The sequence below is a fragment of the Streptomyces sp. MJM8645 genome (assembly GCF_001625365.1).
Lineage (GTDB): Bacteria > Actinomycetota > Actinomycetes > Streptomycetales > Streptomycetaceae > Kitasatospora.
Genome location: NZ_LJJF01000001.1, coordinates 2,297,159 through 2,313,691, shown reverse-complemented (window position 1 = coordinate 2,313,691; position 16,533 = coordinate 2,297,159). Strand labels below are relative to the sequence as shown.

General features: G+C 73.7%; 13 protein-coding genes. 3 read left to right on the top strand and 10 right to left on the bottom strand.

Annotated features, from left to right (window positions below):
- Positions 1 to 94 precede the first annotated feature (94 nt).
- Positions 95 to 1,108 (top strand): aldo/keto reductase, encoded by a 1,014-nt coding sequence (locus A6F73_RS09875; protein ID WP_063347454.1) that lies wholly within the window; start codon positions 95 to 97, stop codon positions 1,106 to 1,108.
- A gap of 52 nt (positions 1,109 to 1,160) precedes the next feature.
- On the opposite strand, the gene A6F73_RS09870 is transcribed toward A6F73_RS09875, so the two are convergent.
- Positions 1,161 to 1,739, bottom strand: coding sequence for a TIGR03086 family metal-binding protein (locus A6F73_RS09870; RefSeq protein WP_063347453.1), 579 nt, complete (start codon positions 1,737 to 1,739; stop codon positions 1,161 to 1,163).
- Between the two features lie 101 nt (positions 1,740 to 1,840).
- On the opposite strand from A6F73_RS09870, the gene A6F73_RS09865 reads away from it, so the two are divergent.
- Positions 1,841 to 2,824, top strand: a complete 984-nt coding sequence (locus A6F73_RS09865) for a WYL domain-containing protein (protein WP_063347452.1) — start codon at positions 1,841 to 1,843, stop codon at positions 2,822 to 2,824.
- Between the two features lie 3 nt (positions 2,825 to 2,827).
- Here A6F73_RS09865 and A6F73_RS09860 read toward each other — a convergent pair whose 3' ends face one another.
- The 9 genes from A6F73_RS09860 to A6F73_RS09820 form a co-directional block, all read right to left on the bottom strand.
- Positions 2,828 to 4,042, bottom strand: coding sequence for an alpha/beta hydrolase (locus A6F73_RS09860; protein ID WP_244293345.1), 1,215 nt, complete (start codon positions 4,040 to 4,042; stop codon positions 2,828 to 2,830).
- A 159-nt stretch (positions 4,043 to 4,201) separates the two neighbouring features.
- Positions 4,202 to 4,549: an MmcQ/YjbR family DNA-binding protein gene (locus tag A6F73_RS09855; RefSeq protein WP_063347451.1), complete on the bottom strand. Its 348-nt coding sequence runs from the start codon at positions 4,547 to 4,549 to the stop codon at positions 4,202 to 4,204.
- Between the two features lie 88 nt (positions 4,550 to 4,637).
- Positions 4,638 to 6,959, bottom strand: a complete 2,322-nt coding sequence (locus tag A6F73_RS09850) for a Dyp-type peroxidase (protein WP_063347450.1) — start codon at positions 6,957 to 6,959, stop codon at positions 4,638 to 4,640.
- Between the two features lie 37 nt (positions 6,960 to 6,996).
- Complete coding sequence (locus A6F73_RS09845; RefSeq protein WP_063347449.1) at positions 6,997 to 8,928, bottom strand: glyoxal oxidase; 1,932 nt, start codon at positions 8,926 to 8,928, stop codon at positions 6,997 to 6,999.
- 253 nt (positions 8,929 to 9,181) lie between these two features.
- Positions 9,182 to 10,411, bottom strand: coding sequence for an acyltransferase (locus tag A6F73_RS09840; RefSeq protein WP_063347448.1), 1,230 nt, complete (start codon positions 10,409 to 10,411; stop codon positions 9,182 to 9,184).
- A gap of 32 nt (positions 10,412 to 10,443) precedes the next feature.
- The gene (locus A6F73_RS09835) at positions 10,444 to 11,526 is read right to left on the bottom strand and encodes an alpha/beta hydrolase (RefSeq protein WP_107453018.1); all 1,083 of its coding nucleotides are present in this window, start codon (positions 11,524 to 11,526) and stop codon (positions 10,444 to 10,446) included.
- Positions 11,527 to 11,766: 240 nt separating this feature from the next.
- Complete coding sequence (locus A6F73_RS09830; RefSeq protein WP_063347446.1) at positions 11,767 to 12,441, bottom strand: response regulator transcription factor; 675 nt, start codon at positions 12,439 to 12,441, stop codon at positions 11,767 to 11,769.
- Positions 12,438 to 13,742: a sensor histidine kinase gene (locus A6F73_RS09825; RefSeq protein ID WP_063347445.1), complete on the bottom strand. Its 1,305-nt coding sequence runs from the start codon at positions 13,740 to 13,742 to the stop codon at positions 12,438 to 12,440. The genes A6F73_RS09830 and A6F73_RS09825 overlap by 4 nt, the downstream gene beginning before the upstream one ends.
- 203 nt (positions 13,743 to 13,945) lie before the next feature.
- The gene (locus tag A6F73_RS09820) at positions 13,946 to 14,635 is read right to left on the bottom strand and encodes a TetR family transcriptional regulator (protein WP_063347444.1); all 690 of its coding nucleotides are present in this window, start codon (positions 14,633 to 14,635) and stop codon (positions 13,946 to 13,948) included.
- A gap of 215 nt (positions 14,636 to 14,850) precedes the next feature.
- Between A6F73_RS09820 and A6F73_RS09815 the strand changes: the two genes are divergently transcribed.
- Positions 14,851 to 16,455 (top strand): MFS transporter, encoded by a 1,605-nt coding sequence (locus A6F73_RS09815; RefSeq protein WP_063347443.1) that lies wholly within the window; start codon positions 14,851 to 14,853, stop codon positions 16,453 to 16,455.
- Positions 16,456 to 16,533 lie beyond the last annotated feature (78 nt).

Sequence of the window (16,533 nt, the reverse complement as noted above, 5' to 3'; positions counted from 1 at the left end):
TCAGCACGCCGCACGCGGAGCACGCCGCACGTGGAGTACGCCGCAGCGGAGTACGCCGCACGCATGCGCCGCACGCAGAGGAAGAAGCAGAGCGATGACCGTTCCCGTCCTCCCCACCGCCCGACTCGGCACCGACGGCCCGTTCGTGGGCGTCCAGGGCCTCGGCTGCATGGGCATGAGCGACTTCTACGGCCCGACCGACCGGCCCGAGGCGCTCGCCACCCTGGACGCCGCCCTGGAGGCCGGCGTCACCCTGTTCGACACCGCCGACGCCTACGGCTTCGGCCGCAACGAGGAGCTGATCGGCCCCTTCGTCCGCGCCAACCGCGACCGGGTGGTGCTCGCCACCAAGTTCGCCGTGGAGCGCAAGGAGGACGACCCGAGTCACCGCGGCATCCGCAACGACCCGGCGTACATCCGGGCCGCCGTCGACGCCTCGCTGCGCCGCCTCGGCGTGGACGAGATCGACCTCTACTACATGCACCGCCGCGACCCGGCCGTGCCGCTGGCCGACTCGGTCGGCACCATGGCCGAGCTGGTCCGGGCCGGCAAGGTGCGCCGACTGGGACTGTCCGAGGTGACGGGCGCCGAACTGCGCGAGGCGTACGCGATCCACCCGATCGCCGCGCTGCAGTCCGAGTGGTCGGTGTTCGCCCGGGACGTCGAGCGCACGGCGGTGCCGGCCGCGGCCGAACTGGGCGTCGCCTTCGTGCCGTACTCGCCGCTCGGCCGGGGCTTCCTGACCGGGGCGTTCCAGGCCGCCGAGCAGCTCGCGGCGGACGACGTCCGGCGCACCCAGCCGCGCTTCACCGGCGCCAACGCGGCGGCCAACGTCGAACTCTTGGCGCCGCTGCGGGAGATCGCGACGGCCCGCGGGGTGACCCTCGCGCAGGTCGCGCTGGCCTGGGTGCACCAGCGGGCCGAGGTGCACGGGCTGACCGTCGTGCCGATCCCCGGCACCCGCAAGCGCAGCCGGCTCGCCGAGAACACCGCGGCCGCCACGCTGCGGCTCACCGCCGAGGAACTGGCCCGGCTGGAGCCGGTGGCGGGCGAGGTGGCCGGGGACCGCTACCCGGACATGCGCTTCACCCAGGTCGGCCGGGAGTAGCGGCGGTGGGGGAGCGGCCGCCCGGGCCGCTCCCCCCGTCCCGGGCGCCTGCTCAGACCTCCCGGCCGAGCCAGGCGGCCAGCCGGGTGTGCACGTCGGCGTCCGGGGCGACCGGCCGCACCTCGCCGAACGGGACCGCCCCGCCGCGGTGCTCGGCCGACAGGACGGCCTGGGCGACGGCCAGCGCGGCGTGCGCCAGGGCGTCGTCCAGCGGCTGCCGGGAGCCGAGCGCCCGGGAGATGTCCCAGGTGTGCGCGACCGTCTCCATCAGGTAGCCGCCGACCGCGACCCGGCCGGGCACCACGCCCCAGGGCGCGTGGGCCGGGCGGTCCAGCGCGGCGTCGTCCGCCCAGGCCGCGACGGCCCGGGCGCGGGCCCGGTCCAGCGCGCCCGGCCAGGCGTCGTCCGCCAGGTCCCCGGTGGCGGCGACGACGTCCTCGGCCCGGCCGCCCTCGCCCAGGTAGGCGAACCGGTGGATGCCGCCGACCACGTGGCTCAGCAGCTCCCGCAGCGTGAACGCGCTGCACGGGGTGGGCCGGTCGAGGGCGTCCGGGGTGATCTCGGCGAACAGCTTCTCCAATTGGCCGAGGGCGAGCAGGTACTGCGGGCGGGCGTCCTGGACGGAGTTCACGTGGAATCAGCTCCCTGGGGTGGTGCGGGCTTTCGGGCTCGAACGGCAATCTCCCAGTAAAACCTGACAACCGCCGTCAGGATTGCTGGGATTCTGCTGCCATGAAGGCCGACCGCCTGCTCTCCATCCTGCTCCTGCTCCAGACCCGCGGCCGGGTGCCCGCCACCGAACTGGCCGGGCGCCTGGAGGTGTCCGTCCGCACCATCTACCGCGACGTGGAGTCGCTCTCCGCCGCCGGCGTGCCGGTGTTCACCGAACGCGGCCGCCACGGCGGCATCAGCCTGCTGCCCGGCTACCGCACCGACGTCACCGGACTGACCGCGGACGAGGCCCGGGCGCTGTTCGTGCTCTCCGCCCAGGGCGCGCACAGCGACCTCGGGCTGGACGGCGCGCTCGGCTCGGCGCTGCGCAAGGTGATGGCCGCGCTGCCGGCCCCGCACCGCCCGGCCGCCGAGCGGATCACCGAGCGGATCCTGGTTGACCCGGCCCGCTGGCTGCAGAGCGGCCCGGCGGCCGGCGCCGCGGCCGGCCCCGAATTGGGCGAGCTGCAGTACGCGGTGTTCGCCGACCGGCGGCTGCGGCTGAGCTACCGGCACAGCGGCACGCCGGCGCCGGTGGAGTACACCGTGGACCCGTACGGGCTGGTGAGCAAGGCCGCGGTCTGGTACCTGGTGGCCGATCTGCACGGCGAGCCCCGGCTGTTCCGGGCCGACCGGGTGCTGGCCGCCGAGACCACCGACGAGGCGGTGCGCCGCCGCGCCGGGGTGGGGCTCGGGGACGCCTGGGTGGTGCTGCGCGAGCAGGTGGAGCGGCTGCCGAAGGAGCTGCCGGTCCGGGTGCGGGTGCGGCGCGGGCGGCTGGACATGTTCGTCCGCATCCACGGCGGCCGGGTCACCGCGCCGCCGCCGGAGGCGGGTGCCGGGCCGGCCGAGGAGTGGGTCGAGGTGGCGATGGTCTTCCCGGCGCCGGCGGCCGTCCGCGCGCTGCTCGCCTTCGGCGCGGACGTCGAGGTGCTGGCCCCGCTCGCGGCCCGCCGCGAGCTGGCCCGGGCGGCGGCGGACGCCCTGCGGCTGTACCAGGAGTAGGAATTAGGAGTTCGGGGCGGGGCGGACGACGTCCTGGTAGTGGCCGAGCGAGATCGCCGCGAAGTTGTGCAGGCTGTCGGTGCCCTCGGTGAAGTAGCCGTTGTGGCCGGCCGCGCGGGCCGAGGAGATCTGCTCGGCGCCGAAGCCGCCGGCGGTCGGGTCGGCGCCGTGGCCGAGGCCGCCGACCTCCAGGTACGGGACGTTGCCGATCCAGTCGGTGGGGTTGCGGGTGGCCCAGACGTGCACGCCGGTGCCCAGCTCGCTGGTGCTCTGCACGCCCATGCCGGGGCTGCCGAACACCATCAGGTCGGTGATCCCGGAGGTGTCGGAGGGCGAGGCGGCCGCGCGCGGGATCTCGGGGGCGGCGTTGCCGCAGACCACGGAGCCGTACGAGTGGCAGAGCAGGGCCGGGGGCGCGTCCGGCCGGGTGGTCTCCTTGAGCCCGGCGAGCAGCCGCTGCAGCCGGGGCGCGCCGACGTCGGCGAGTCGGGAGGTGACGGCGTCCGGGCCGAGGCCGGACGGGGTGACGTAGCCGGTCCAGGCGATCACCGCGGTGCGGGTGTTCGGCGCCTGCCGCTGCTCCTCGGTGTGCAGGGCGCGGGCCATGCCGGCCGGGGAGCGCAGCGGTTCGGGGGCCTGGTCGAAGTGGCCGAGGTCGGCGTCCGAGCCGGGGACGACGACGGAGATCCGCTCGGCGTCGGCGAGGTCGCCCCACACCTCGGTGATCAGGCCGCGGCCGCGCGGGTCGAAGGCGAGGATCTGCCGGTCGGGGCCGAGCAGGTGCTCGACGTCGTTGGCGCGGGAGACGGCCAGCTCGCGGGTGTCGGCGTCGAGCTTGTGGTCGGCGGCGCGGGCCCGGGCGCTGTCGCGTTCGGCGGCCAGCGCGATCTTGTTGGCGCGGTAGCGCAGGTCCAGCGGGGCGCCGTCGAAGTTGCCGACGACCAGCGGGTAGTCCCGGATCAGTCGGTCCAGTTCGGTGGGGGCGAGCGAGGCGAAGAACGCGGCGGCGGCGGCCGGGGTGGTGGTGGCCGGGTCGGGCAGGGTGCGGTCGAAGCTGTGGTCCTGGACCCAGGCGGCGCTGCCGGCCGGGGGTGTGGAGATCGCCAGCTGCTCGGTGGAGGCGGCCGCCTGGGCCGCCGCGGCGCCGGCGTCGGCGAGCACGGCACAGCCCGCGAACGCCCCGATCAGTACCCGCTTCCAGCGCCGACGGTTGCGCACCGCACCAACTCCCTTAGGGCCCGTCACCGTTTCTCGGGCGGTGCCCGGAGGTGCGATGAGACTGCCTGCTTCCCTGCGCAAGCGTAGGGTGCCCGGAGAGGTGACGCGCCCGCCCAAACTGTGGGATGGCTCACATGAACCGGCGGTGTCGTTTCAGCGTCACAGAGTGGCCCGCACGTCGAATTCGCGCACCATCCGCTTGGGCGCCGTGCGCCGCCAGGCCTCGACGACGAGGTCGCGCAGCTCCTCCGGATCGACCAGGTCCAGCTGGACGCTCACCCAGCCGTGCCGCCCGACGTACGGCGCGCTGGAGAACACCTCGGGCTCGGCGGCGAGCAGTTCGGCCTGGTCCTCGGGGGAGGCCTTGACGGTGACGGAACGGCCCCCGGGCGCGCCCATCGCGAAGATCCGGCCGCGGATCCGCAGGGTCTCGATGTCCCAGGTCGGCTCCTGTGCGGCCTCCGGCAGGGCGAGCGCCATCGCGCGGAACTCCTCGAACGTCACCATGCCCGCAGCGTAGGGCAGGGGACCGACAGCGCGCCCCCCGGTGCACGCGGGGCGCACCGGGGGGCGGGTGTGGCCAGGGCCGGGCGATTCAGAGCAGCGAGGACCAGGCGTCGCAGGAGCGGTCGCCGGAGACCAGCCGGTCCGGGTGGCCGCTGCCGTCGGCGATCGAGATCCGGCGGTAGCTCTGGCCGGAGAAGCACCAGAACTCGCTCCGGCCGCCGACCCGCTGGCAGTCCGGGACGGGCAGGAAGCAGTCCACCCGGCTCAGGCCGTTCAGCGAGCCCCACTGGGAGAGTTCGCGGTCGGTGCGCTCGCACACGTCGGTGTGCGCGGCGCCGTCGGCCACCGAGACCAGCCGGTAGCGCTGGCGGCCGCCGGTGGTGTGGAACGCCCAGTACCAGCTCTTGCCGCCGACCCGCTGCTGGTCGGGGACGGGCAGGAAGCAGTCCATCCGGTCGACGCCGTTGAGCGAGTTCCAGGCGCCGAGGTCGCGGTCCTGGCGCTCCACGGCGCTGGTCGTGGAGCCGCCGCCGCAGGTGATCGAGACGGCCCGGTACTGCTGGCGGCCGGCGGTGCTGTGGAACACCCAGTACCAGCTCTTGCCGTCCGGGTTCTGGAGGTCGGGCATCGGCAGGACGCAGTCGACCCGCCCGACGCCCTGCAGACACGTCCAGGCCGTCAGCCCGGTGTCGCCGTCGACCATACGGTCGGTGTGGGAGGAGCCGTCGGCCACCGAGATCCGGCGGCACCGGTCGGCGTGGAACACCCAGTACTGGCTCTGGCCGCCCCTGCGCTGCTGGTCCGGGACGGCGAGGAACTCGTCGCAGGGGTACGCCTTGCCGGAGGCGGCCTGGCCGCCGCCACCCTGCTGGGTCTGCCCGGTGGTCTGGCCGGACCCGCCGGTGAGCCGCCCGTCGCAGAGCGCCTTCAGGGTGCTGACGGACGGCATGAAGGCGTACACCGAGCCGGTGGTCCGGACGAACTGCTGGAAGCTCAGCAGGGTGTGCTTGACCGTGCCGCCCGGATCCCGGCTCTCGAAGTCGACGTCCGGGGCCTCCTGGGTGACCGGGTCCTTGCCGGGCACCGGGTTGCGCTTGGGCGGGAAGTCCGGCTGGTCCATCCAGTCGGCCTGGATGAACTCGAACTGCCGGGCGATGTCCGCCTGGTAGCAGATGAACAGCAGGCCGCGCGGGTCGTCGGGGCCGCCCGGGCCCTCCGAGGCCGGGTCGAACGGCGAGCCGTACGGGGTGCCGCGGCGCATGATCCGACGGCCGTCGAGGGCGTTCGGGTCGAACGGCGGGTGGCTCGGGTCCTCCTGGAGGGCGGCGCGCGGGCTGGTCTTGCGCAGGTGCGACCAGAGCGGCGTGACCAGACCCTCCAGGTCGTCCCGGAAGTCGAAGTCGTTGTCGTTGGAGGAGGTCGGGTCGTTCGGGGTGTCCCGGTCCTGGTGCTTGCAGACCGGGGCGCCGGAGCGCCAGCGGCCGACCATCCGGGCGGCCAGCCACTCGGTGGTGGCGTTGTCCGGGACGGCCTTGGCGAGTCGCAGCTCCTGGAGCTTGACCGAGACCTGCGACCACCAGCCGGGGACGTCCTGGGCGAGCCGGCGGACCACCTGGAAGGAGCCGTTGCGCGTCCAGTCCGGGTACTGGTCCTTGGGGAAGCTGAACGGGTCGTTGTCCTCGCCGCAGATGAACTCGCCGGCCGGGATGATCCGGGTGCCCCGGTGGCCCTCGACCTCGTCCGGGTTGTTCGGGTCCGGCCGGTCGAAGAAGCGCACGCCGGGCTCGCTGATGCCGTCCTTGAAGCCGAAGTGCTCCTTGCCGCGGCGGCTGCCCAGCAGGGTCTGGGCGTTCTGCTGGTAGGCGATCAGGACCCGGGCCTCGGCGGCCGCGATGCGCTGGGCCTCGATGGCCGCCTGGAGGTCCTTCTCGCTGTCCGCGGAGATCTTCAGCAGCGCGTGGACCGGCTGGTTCCTGCCGTTGCCGAACAGCCAGTTCTCCGGGGAGTTGTCGCCGCTGTCGCCGAGTGCGCCGGCCCGCTGCGCCGAGCCCTCCTTGAACGCCTCCAGGCCGCTGCCGATCGGCGGGGCCTGCGCGAACGGGTCGGTGGCGGAGAGCATCCGCATGCCCTCGTAGGTGAAGCTGACGCCCAGCCAGGTGGCGGTCAGTGACTTGGGGTCGTCGCCGCCGGAGGCGCTCCTGGCCTCGCTGAACGCCTCGTTGAACGTGGCGACCTGGCGGGTGGTGGCGATCTGCGGGACCAGCCGGCGCAGCCAGTCGCGGGCGCGCGCCGCGTCCTCGAACTTGAGGAACAGGACGCTGACGTTGTCCTTCCGGAAGCCGGCCAGGATGTCGCCCTGGATCTCGTCGCTCTGGCGCAGCCGCAGGTCGGTGGCCGTGGGGGTGCTCATGGGTGGGTCTTTCCTTCGCTGGGGGGCGGTTCGGGGATCAGGCCGAGGAGCTGAGCTGGACCCACTGCGCGACGCTGGGCACGCCCTGGTCGTTGAGCAGGAAGAGCATGTACCAGCCGGGCGGCGCGGCCTTGGCGTCCGGCGGGGCCTGGAACTCCAGCCGGTTGCCGGCCCGGCTGGTGAGCCGCAGCTCGATGTGGCGCTGGCTGGTGTTGACCGAGTGGGTCGAGGTGGTCGGCGCCAGCAGGACGGCCTTGGCGGCGAGCCCCGGGGTGGTGCTGGTGACGGTGAACTTCTTGTCGTAGCCGACCGGGGTGGTCGGCGCCCGGTCCAGCTGGGGCCGGTTGCCCTGGTTCAGGTAGGCGGGCTCGTAGATCTCGATGGTGCCGTTCATGGTGACGGGCCCCGTCGTGCCGGGGATGCCGCTCACCGTGCCGTTGACGTCCGGGTTGTTGGCGAGCTGCTGGAGCTCGTCGCCGGTCACCATCACGCGCCCGTCGGGCAGGACCACGGCGTTGGAGTGGTAGCCGCGCGGGAGCCGCTGGACCGGGCCGAGCTTCCAGTTGCCCTGGTCGTCGCGCAGTTCGACCTGGCGGTACTTGAGGTCGGCGTTGGGGTTGTACGGGCCGTTGCCGTAGTCGCGGATGTCGTACGCGCCGTTGACGGTCATCAGCCGGCCGTTGGGCAGCAGGAGGGTGTCGTCCTGGGTGCGGCCGAAGGCGCGGGACTTCTCGGCGGTCCAACTGCCGTTGGAGAAGCGCAGGGTGCTCGGGTTGTCGCGGTCGCCGCCGAGGATCAGGGCGGAGTCCGGGCCGTTGACGCCGCCGGGCAGCATGACGGCGGAGCCGTAGTTGCGCGGGCGGCCGTCCGGGCGGGCGGTGAGGTCGCTGCGGGACTCGGCGACCGGGTCGAACCTCCACTGCTCGGTGGGCTGGCGGCCGAAGCCGTAGACGTTGCCGTCGTTGAGCGAGAACAGGTGCGGGTAGTCCGTGGTGAACGGGGCGTCGGCCTTGAAGCGCTCCACCGGGGTGTTCTTCGGGGTGTCGTTCTTGCCCTGGGGGACGGGGAAGCCCTTGGCGGGGAAGCGCTCGACCACCGGCGTCGGTGTGCCGTGGCCGAGTTCGGACTGGCCGGACATGATCAGCTGCCGGCCGTCGGCGCCGGTCACCACCGAGGGGTACCAGCGGCCGACCGACATGTCGGGGTTGCGGGTCCAGGTCTCGGTCCACGGGTCGAAGATCAGCGACAGCTTGGCGCCGGTGCCGCCGTTGCCGCCGAGGTTCCCGCCGAAGACGCCGAGCATGCCGTTGGGCAGGAAGGAGTGGCCGGAGCAGAAGAACGGCACCGGACGGGGCTCGTTGAGGCCGTCCGGCATGTCGGAGACCGGCGGGGTGACCTGTTTGAAGGCGTCCTTGCCGGTGCCCTTGGCCGGGTCCCAGAGGAAGGCCCGGCCGGCGTTCTCCTTGCCGGTGGTCTGGGTGGGGGCGGGTTCCTTCTCCGGGTTGGACTCGATCCGCTCGAAGGAGAACAGCAGCACCTTGCCGGTCGGCAGCAGCGCGACGTGGTCGCCGAAGTCGGGGGAGGAGAAGTACTCCTTGAACGTGCCGAACACCGCCGGGTCGAAGCCGGCGTTGGTGCTGGCCTGGGAGGCCGTCAGCGCGTTGTACCGGTTGGTGCGGGTGGTCTGCGGGTAGTCGCCGATGCCGCGGATGGCGGCGCGGGCCCGGGCGTGCTCCTCGGCGTGCTCGGGGCCGAGCGCGGCGACCTCGTCGGCCCGCATCTCGGCCATCACCCGGGGGGAGGCGATGTGCGGGGTGAGGTCGTTCTGGCCGGGGGTGGCCGGCCCGCCGTGGGCGGCGGCCGGGCCGACGGCGGCGAGCAGGGTGCCGGTGGTCACCGCGCAGACCACGGCGGTGGCCGACAGTCGGCGGCGGGCCCGGCGCCGTGGCTGCGGTGCGGACGGGGACATGGATCTCCTCGGGGAGGGGGTGGGCGGGGAGGGTGGCGAATGCGGACGGACGGGCCGTGGGCGGGCGCGGTCCAGCGATGGTCGCCGACCGTCACAGGAGATCACAGTGCGTGGTGGTTCGCATGCGGATGCATCCCGCTGCGGACCCCTGTGACGGGCGGCCCCGGAGTGGCCGTGGACCGGCCCCGGAACGGCCGAAGGGGCGCGGACCGATCGGTCCGCGCCCCTCCTGTGCCTCACTCTCCGGCGCAGGTCACACCATGCCCAGCGCGTACGCGGCGAACAGCGCCGCACCCGCCGCGGCCAGCGCCTTCCCGGCCCGGGAGAAGGCCGTCCACGGCCCGTCGAACCGCCGGGTGAACCACCCGATCGCCACCAGCACGGCCCCGAACAGCGGAAGCAGCGCCACCCGGGCGGCCACCCAGCCGATCGAGTCCGGCGCGGTGGTCAGCCCCGGCACGGCGCCCAGTCCGGCCGCGCCGGGCACCGCCACCGCGAGCATCGCGCTCTGGTGCCAGCAGAAGATCGTCATCGCCGAGAGGTTGACCGCCACCACCGGCAGCCACAGCAGCGGACGGCGGGTCAGCAGCCGGCCCAGCCGATCCCGCAGCAGGACCGCGGCGCCGCACTGCGTCGCCGCCAGGGCCAGCACCAGCAGGGACGGCGGGTGCGAGTTGGTCCGCTCCATCCCGGGCACCCCGACCATGCTGGCCGGGTAGTGGAACGCCAGCAGCAGCGTGGCGAACAGCGCGCCGCCGCCGACCAGCAGCACCCGGGCCACCGGGCGGCCGAGCCGGCCCTGCGCCCACAGCACGCCCAGCTGGTAGCCGAACAGCCAGCCCGGCAGGATGTTCAACAGCCCGACCCAGGACGGCACCGCCTCCGCCCACGGCCCGTACCGCAGCAGGTCGACGGCGGCGACGGCGGCCACCAGGACGCCCGCCGACCAGCCGCCCAGCCGGCGCCCGGCCGCCACGCACAGCGGGGTGAGCGCGGTCAGCCCCAGGTAGACCGCGATGTACCAGAGCGGCTGCACCACCAGCGTCGCGCCGGTCCGCACGGTGTCCCCGGGGACGCCGAGCGCGGGCAGCAGCGCGATCAGCAGCGCCCAGACGGCCGTCACCCCCAGTACCGGGCGCAGCAGCCGCACCGACCGGCCGCGCAGCCAGCCCAGGTACGTCACGCCCTTGGCCCGGGCCCGCTCCAGCGACTGGACCGAGGAGTGGCCGCCGACCAGGAAGAACACCCCGAGCATCTGGAGCACCCAGCTGATCGGGGCGAGGCCGCCGAGCGAGGAGAGCGGGCTCGCGTTGTGCAGGGCGCCGTCGGCGGAGAGCGTGAAGCCGCCGAGCAGCCAGTGCCCGACCGGCACGGCGAGCAGGGCGAGGGCGCGCAGCCCGTCCAGGGCGCGGTCGCGGGTCTCGGGGGTGCGGGCGTCGACCTGGTGGGCGGCGCGGCGCAGGGCGGTCAGCGGGTGGGCCATGGCGGTGCTCCTTTCGGTGAGGCGGTCAGCGGTTAGCGGTCGAGGCCGAGGGCGATGGCGGCGAAGGCGGTGAGCGAGGCGGTGCCGGGGGCGAAGTAGCCGGCGTGGCCCTCGGATCCGGTGGCGGGCAGCGGGTGGGCGCCGAAGCCGGGGGCGGTCGGGTCGGCGCCGTGGCCGAGGCCGAGCACCGAGACGTAGGGGACCCGGCCGATCCAGTCGGAGTCGTTGCGGGCGGTGGCCCAGAGCGGGACGCGCGGGTCGAGGGCGGCGGCCGAGCCGACGCCCATCCCGGGCGAGCCGAGGACGACCACGCCGGAGGCCTGGTCGGGCCCGGGGCGGGCCAGCCCGCAGACCACCGAGCCGTAGCTGTGGCAGAACACCGTGGCCGGGGCCTGCGGGCGGGTGGTGACGGCGAGTCCGTCGAGCAGCCGGGTGAGCCGCGTGGCCCCGGCCCGGGCCAGGTCCTCGGTGGCGGCGCCCAGGCCGATCCCGACCGGGGTGGTGTAGCCGGTCCAGGCGATCACGGCGCTCTGCCGGTCGGTGGCCCGGTGGAGCGAGCGGGCCATGCCGGCGGGGGTGCCGTACGAGCCGGGGGAGCGGTCGAAGTTCTCCAGGTCGTTGTCCGAGCCGGGGACGACGACGGCGGTGTGGCGGGCGGTGGCGAGGTCGCCGAAGACCTCGGCGACCTCGCCGCGATCGCGCGGGTCGAAGACGAGGATCCGGCGGTCGCCGTCCAGCAGGGCGCGGTAGCGCTCGGCGCGGGTGCGGGCCTGCTCGTGGTCCTGCGGGGTGAGCGCCGGGTCGGTGGCCCGGGCGAGTTCGCGGCCGAGCTCCGCGGTGAGGGCCAGCGTGTTGGCCCGGTACCGGAGTTGGACCGGGGCGCCGTCCAGGTTGCCGACCACCAGCGGGTGCCGGACGGCCAGCGCGTCCTGCTGCGCGGGCGTCAACTCGGCGAAGAACGCGGAGACTTCGGCCGGGGTGGCGGTGGCCGGGTCGGGCGGGTGGAGGCCGAACGCGGTGTCGGCCACCCAGGCGGCGCTGCCCGGGGGCGGGCCGGTGACGGCCTGTTGGGCGTCCGTGGAGAAGCCGCCGAGACCGAGCACCGCGGCCAGCATCACCGTACTGGCCGCGATGGCTCTCTTGACCCGAAACTTCCCCATGTCCGGCCCCTCCCTGATCCGTTCGACTTCGACGGAAAGGAAGGTAGAAATGCGACGGCCCCGCGGACGTCACACCGCGGGGCCAACTCCCGGGTGCTACCGGGGTACTACTCGGGGTATCGCTCGGGGTACCACGGGGGGTGTCTCCGGACCGGAGCCGTCGGGCTGGAGCCGCCGAGGGTCACCGGACCGGCGTCACTGGCCGGGCGTCACGAGGCCGGACTCGTAGGCGAGGACGACGGCCTGGGCGCGGTCGCGCAGGTCGAGCTTGGCGAGGATGCGCCCGATGTGGGTCTTGACGGTCTGCTCGGCCAGGACCAGCCGGCCGGCTATCTCCTGGTTGGACAGGCCGCGGGCGATCAGCTCCAGCACCTCGGTCTCACGCGGGGTGAGGCCGTTGAGCCGCAGTTTGGGGTCGCGCCGCCGGGCCGGCCGGTTGCGGGCGAAGTCCTCGATCAGCCGGCGGGTCACCGAGGGGGCGAGCAGCGCCTCGCCGGCCGAGACCACCCGGACCGCGGAGATCAGGTCGGCCGGCGGGGCGTCCTTGAGCAGGAAGCCGCTGGCCCCGGCGCGCAGCGCCTCGTACACGTAGTCGTCCACGTCGAAGGTGGTCAGCATCATCACCTTGGGCCGGTGCGCGCCGGGGACGGCGGGGTCGAGCAGTCGGCGGGCGGCCTCCAGGCCGTCCATGACGGGCATGCGGACGTCCATCAGCACCAGGTCCGGGTGGGTGCGGCCGCTCACCTCCAGGGCCTGCGCGCCGTCGGCCGCGTCCCCCACCACGTCGATGTCGCTCTGGGCGTTGAGCAGGGCGGCGAAGCCGGCCCGCACCATGGCCTGGTCGTCGACGATGATCACGCGGATGGTCATGCGGGCTTCTCCCGGGGGGTTTCGAGGGGCAGGACGGCGGCGACCTTGTAGCCGCCGTCCGGCATCGGGCCGGTCTCCAGCCTGCCACCGACCAGCCGGGCGCGTTCCCGCATTCCGATCAGCCCCTGTCCGGTGCCCTCCATGGAGGCCTCCAACGACTCGGTGTGCTGGGGCGGGGGCGTGTTCACCACGGTCAGCAGCAGGGTGGCGCCCTCGTCGACCAGGGATATCCGGGCCCGCGAGCCGGGCGCGTGGCGCACCACGTTGGCCAGCGCCTCCTGCACGATCCGGTACGCGGACAGGGCGACCGCCTTCGGCACCGCCTCGGCCAGCCCCGGATCCACCGTCAGTTCGGCCGGGACCCCGGCCCGTCCCACCGTCTCGATCAGCTGCGGCAGTTGCTCGATCCCGGGCTGCGGCACCTTCTCGGCGGCGGACTCCTCGCTGCGCAGCACGCCCAGCAGTCGGCGCATCTCGGTCAGCGACTCGCGGGCGGTGCCGGCGATGGCGGTGAACTCCTCGGTGGCCGCGTCCGGTACGCCGGTGATCCGGTACGGCGCGCTGGCCGCCTGCACGGCGATCACCGACATGTGGTGGGCGACCACGTCGTGCAGTTCCCTCGCGATCCGGGCGCGCTCCTCCAGCAGGGTGCGCCGCTCGCGTTCGGCCTCGCTGATGTGCTCCTGTTCGGCGAGCAGCCGGCGGGCCTCGGCGCGGTCCTGGACGGCCCAGCCGAGCAGCAGGGCGGCGCCGCCGAGGGCGACCAGCAGCATGGTGGTGCCGTCGTCGGCGTGCGGGAAGCCGAGCGTGGTGGTGAGGAGGGTGAGCAGGATCGTGGCGATCCAGACCGCGATCAGGGTGGCCCGGCTCTCCCGCAGCGCGAGCGCGATCAGCAGGAAGACGTACGCCAGGATCATCGGCGCCGTCCACGGCCAGGTGCCGCCGAGCTGGTGGTGCCGGGCGGTGATGGAGGCCGTGGTGACGAGGGTGGCCGCGCTGATCCACCAGGCGGCCAGCGGCCGGGTGATGGCGAGCAGCAGCGGCGAGGTCTGGGCGATGGTGAGCGCGCCGGCGATGGGCACGGCGACGCCGTAGAAGTCGACCAGGGCGACGATCCCGGTGGGGATCAGCGAGGCCTGCATGATCAGCGCGACGACGTACGGCAGTCGGCGCAGCCAGGCCCGGGGCGAGTCCCCGAGCAGCGGGGTGGACCCGCCGGTCGGGGTGGTGAGGTGGTGCCGGAGCGAGCGGAGCAGCCGGAGGGCCTGCGCGCGGACTTCGGTCGTGGTGATCGTCTTCATCGCGGGCCAGCCTAAGAGGGTGCCGACCGCCCGTCGTCGCACTGGGGTCGAACATCGGAGTGCTACCGGGGTAGGGGGTGCTACCCGGGTACTACTGCTCCCGGCACGGTTCCGGGGCCGGGAGCGGTGCCCGCTGTACTACTGCGGGCCGGTACTACTGCGGGCCCGTATTGCTGCGGGCCGGCACTACCGCGCGGCCGGTGCTACTGCGGGCCGGTGCGCCAGTGGCCGGCCAGGGCCGGGCCGAGCTGGTCGAAGTGGCGCTCGATGACGGCGACCATGCCCTCGGGCCCGGCGGGCTCCTGGTCGGGGGTCCAGGACAGGTGGGCGGCGCGCAGCACGCTGCCGAAGACGGCGGCGAGCACGGTGGGGCGCAGGTCCTCGGCCGGGTCGAGGCCCTCGCGTTCGGCGATTACCCGGACGACCACCCGTTCCTGCTCGGTGACCCGGCGCAGGTGGGTGGCGAGCAGGGTGGGGGTCTCCTCGATCATCCGCATCAGTTCGAGGGCGGTGGTGATCGAGCGGGGGCCGCTGCGGTGTTCGGCGCCGAGTTCGCGCCAGGACTGGACGATCGCGGCGCGCAGGGCCTGGAGCGGGGACTCGTGGGCCGGGCGGCGGCACAGGCACTCGATGAAGTAGTCCTCGGCGTCGGCCATCACGGCGAGCGCGACCTCGTCCTTGTTGGCGAAGTAGCGGAAGAAGGTGCGCTGGGAGACCTCGACGGCGGAGGCGATCTCGTCGACGGTGGTGCGGGCGAAGCCCTGGCCGAGGAAGAGCACGTGGGCGGCTTGGACGAGGGCGTCCCTGGTCTGCTGCTTCTTGCGCTCGCGCAGCCCTGGCAGCCGTTCGGGGGTGCCCGGGGCGGCGGTGGGGGTGGGGGTGCGAGCGGCCATGGCGGGGCCTTCCGAGCGCGTGCGGGTGGGGTGAGGAGCACAACCTTAGCGCTCTGACAAATGTCAGCTAGAGCCAGAAGTCAGTGTTTGCCGAATGTCAGTGGCTGACATAATCTGCCGGAAGTGGCGCTCGCCGACCGGGCACTCGTGGGGACGGGTGGGTCGCGGCGCCACGCCCACGTTCCGTTCTCTGCCACGCCCCCGGAGGGCCCCAGATGAGCCAGTCCGTCGTCAAGAACGCCAAGGCGGACGTCCCGCCGCAGCGCACGCCACCGGGCGGGGGAGGGCTCAAGGGGCACCCCTGGCTGACCCTGCTGACCGTCGCGGTCGGCGTGATGATGGTCGCCCTGGACGGCACGATCGTCGCCATCGCCAACCCCGTCATCCAGGCGGACCTGAAGGCCGCGCCCTCCGAGATCCAGTGGGTGACCAGCGGCTACCTGCTGGCCCTGGCGGTCTTCCTGATCACGGCCGGCAAGATCGGCGACCGGTTCGGCCACAAGAACACCTTCCTGGTCGGCGCCGTCGGCTTCGCCGCCACCTCGGCCGCGATCGGCTTCGCCGGCAACATCCAGACCGTGATCGCCTTCCGGGTGCTCCAGGGCCTGTTCGGCGCGCTGCTCCAGCCGGCCGCGCTCGGTCTGCTGCGCGGCGCCTTCCCGGCCGAGAAGCTCAACATGGCGATCGGCATCTGGGGCGGCGTGATCGGCGCCTCCACCGCGGCCGGCCCGATCGTCGGCGGCCTGCTGGTCGAGCACGTCAACTGGGAGTCGGTCTTCTTCATCAACATCCCGGTCGGCCTGATCGCGCTCGGCCTCGGCCTGTGGATCCTCAAGGACGTACGGGCCGAGAAGGCCGCCAAGTCCTTCGACCTGCCCGGGATCGCGCTGCTCTCGGTGGCGATGTTCGCGCTGGTCTTCGGCATCATCAAGGCCCCCGAGTGGGGTTGGGGCGACGCCCGCACGCTGCTGTTCCTGGGCGGCGCGGTGGTCCTGATGGTGCTCTTCGCGTTCTGGCAGGCCCGGGCGAAGGAGCCGCTGATCCCGCTCAGCCTGTTCCGTTCGGTGCCGCTGTCGGCGGGCACCCTGCTGATGGTGCTGATGGCCTTCGCGTTCTTCGGCGCGATCTTCTTCGTGACCTTCTACTTGCAGAACGTGCACGGGATGTCGCCGGTGTCGGCCGGCGTCCACCTGCTGCCGATGACCGGCATGATGATCATCGGTTCGCCGGTGGCGGGCATCGCGATCGGCAAGCTCGGCCCGCGGATCCCGATCGTGGCCGGCATGCTGATCACCACCACCGCGATGTTCGGCATGTCCACCCTGGACGCGGGCTCCGGCACCGGCGTGATGTCGCTCTGGTTCGTCCTGATGGGCCTCGGCATCAGCCCGGTCATGGTCGGCGCCACCGAGGTGATCGTCGGCAACGCCCCGCTGGAGCTGTCCGGTGTGGCCGGCGGCCTCCAGCAGGCCGCGATGCAGGTCGGCGGCAGCCTCGGCACCGCGGTGCTCGGTGCGCTGATGGCGGCCAAGGTCGGGGACGTGCTGCCCGGCAACTGGGCCAAGGCCGGCCTGCCGCCGGTCCAGGGCGCCGAGGCCGAGGGCCTCAAGCAGGCCGCGCAGCTCGGCATCGCCCCGCCGGCCCCGGCCGGCACCCCGCAGCAGGCGGTGGACGCGATGGCCGGGGCCGTGCACGACTCCTTCGTCAGCGGCATGTCGCTCGCCTTCGCGGTCGCCGCCGTGGTGGCCTTCGGCGCCGCGGTGCTCGGCCTGCTCACCCGCCGCGGCACCGTCGACGCGGGCCCGGCCGTCCACATCTGATCCCGCGCCACGTCTGATCCCCGCGCGGCCAGCGGCCAGCGGCCAGCGGGCAACGACCAACGACCAGCGGCCCCGGAC